Raw genomic sequence first — 1,893 nt, forward strand, 5'->3', positions numbered from 1 at the left:
GGTTCCCAGGATGGCCGAGACGACCTGCCCGGCCGCGGTCACCGGGGTTTCGTCGACGACCGCGAAATTGTCTTCATCGACCGTGGCGCCGTCGCCGTTTTCACCTTCGACCAGCACCATCCGGACTGCCGTCGGTGCCATCGACACACCCAGTACGGTGTCCACAGCTCCTCCAATAGTCTTCTGCTCTGGTTGTCGATTGACACGACTTCAAGTGAACTTCTTGCCCACTTGAATTCCCCGTGTGTGCCGATTTTACCCGCTACGGGATTAAGATGGCGCGCCTCAGGTGACGGTCGCCACACGACGTTGATCGAGGGCGGCTCTGCACAACTCGCGAATATGCCGACTACCTGCGCCCGAAGCCGCCGAAGCCGTGCCCGCCGCCCAAGAGCCCGCGGCCAAAGATCCCACCACCAAACGGACCGCGGCCCCGCCGCCGGTAGTGGTGCCTGCGGCCCCGCCGCCGGTGGTCCTGCCGCTGGCACCGGTGCGCGTACCGGCTCCCGCGCCCCCGGTGCGCGTCGTGCCACGGGAGCCGGCGCCGGTACTGCAGCCGCGCGCGCCGCTACCTCTGGAGCCACAGGTGCCGCGGGAACGAGGACTGTTGCCCAGGCTCGGCGGACCCGCGCCGCGAGGGCCCTTGCCTGGGCTGGGCGGGGGCCGCGGTCCGTTTGGTGGTGGGATCTTTGGCCGCGGGCTCTTGGGCGGCGGGCACGGCTTCGGCGGTTTGACCTCGGGCTTCGGAGCGATCACGGGGGCAGGCGACTGCTGGGTCGGGACGATGACGTTTTCGTTCGGACTGGGCCGCAACGCGACTGTGGGACGAATGCTTATTGCCAGTGCGATTTCCAGCGCTACCACCGCGCTGATGACGACGACCGACAGTGAGCTTCCTACCAGCAGTAGCGACCGGCGGCGGGCGTCGTCGGGATCGGCATCTTCAGGTTCGTCCTGGACGGCGCTGTAGGCGACGTTGTCAATGCCGGCTTTGTTGTCGGCAGCGACGCGGGGAATCGGGTATTGGGGCCGATCGACGCCGGTGTCCAGAGCGTAGGCCCGCGCCACGGTGGAGGACGCGAACAACGGCGAGTTCGCCGACGCCAGCGCCGCGCCCTGGGCCAGGGCCATCTCCGGTTCCTCGGGGACGGACAGCGTCAGCGACGTCGCGGCTTGCAAGGCCGGCTTTATCAACGGGATATCGACTCCGGAGCCGACGACGAAGACACCGTCGGGGCGGGTGTCCAGCGCTTCGGCACCCGAAACCAGGTCGATCAGCTCGGCTATTGCCCGGTCGTCGTCGTCGGGTAACAGCTTCCGGTGCACGTCCGAGACCGACCCGTCGTCGCTGTTGATCACCGCCAGGGTCGCGCTGCGGGGCTCGACGAACAGCAACGCGGTCCGCGCGTAGTTCGTTGCGTTGCCGACCGCCTGAGCCAGTGCTGCCGCGGACATGAATGCCGAGACCAGCATCACGTTTTCGACTTTGTGAGCCGCCAACGCGTCGCGGAGCGCGGCGGCTTCGACGGGGTCTGTCCAGGTCACGCCGCTAGATTGCAGTTGATAGCCGCCCTCTGCGGCGCTTTCCCGGGTTCCCAGGATTGCCGAGATCACCTGCGCGGGCGCGGTGCCGGATGACTGGGCGTCGACGTCGAAGTTCTCCTGGTCGACCGTGACACCGTCGGCGTTTTCGCCTTCGACCAGCACCATGCGGACCTTCGTTGGTGCCATCGAGACACCAAGCACAATGTCCACCACCGCTCAAGCTCCTCCAAAATAGGTTGCTGAGCCGCCCGAATTTTTGAGGGCAGCCAAGGATTAGCTGGGCGCTATCAAGTTCTTCAGACAACGTAGGGCGCGAATTGTCGAGCGACCGTGCCGGTCAAGTTTACT

General features: G+C 66.2%; 1 protein-coding gene. It reads right to left on the bottom strand.

Translation table 11 applies throughout. The features are described from left to right. Positions 1 to 285 precede the first annotated feature (285 nt). Positions 286 to 1,758 (bottom strand): hypothetical protein, encoded by a 1,473-nt coding sequence (locus A9W99_RS20590; RefSeq protein WP_253870134.1) that lies wholly within the window; start codon positions 1,756 to 1,758, stop codon positions 286 to 288. Between the last annotated feature and the right edge of the window lie 135 nt (positions 1,759 to 1,893).

Source organism: Mycobacterium sp. 1164966.3 (assembly GCF_001665395.1).
In the GTDB taxonomy this organism is placed as follows: Bacteria; Actinomycetota; Actinomycetes; order Mycobacteriales; family Mycobacteriaceae; genus Mycobacterium.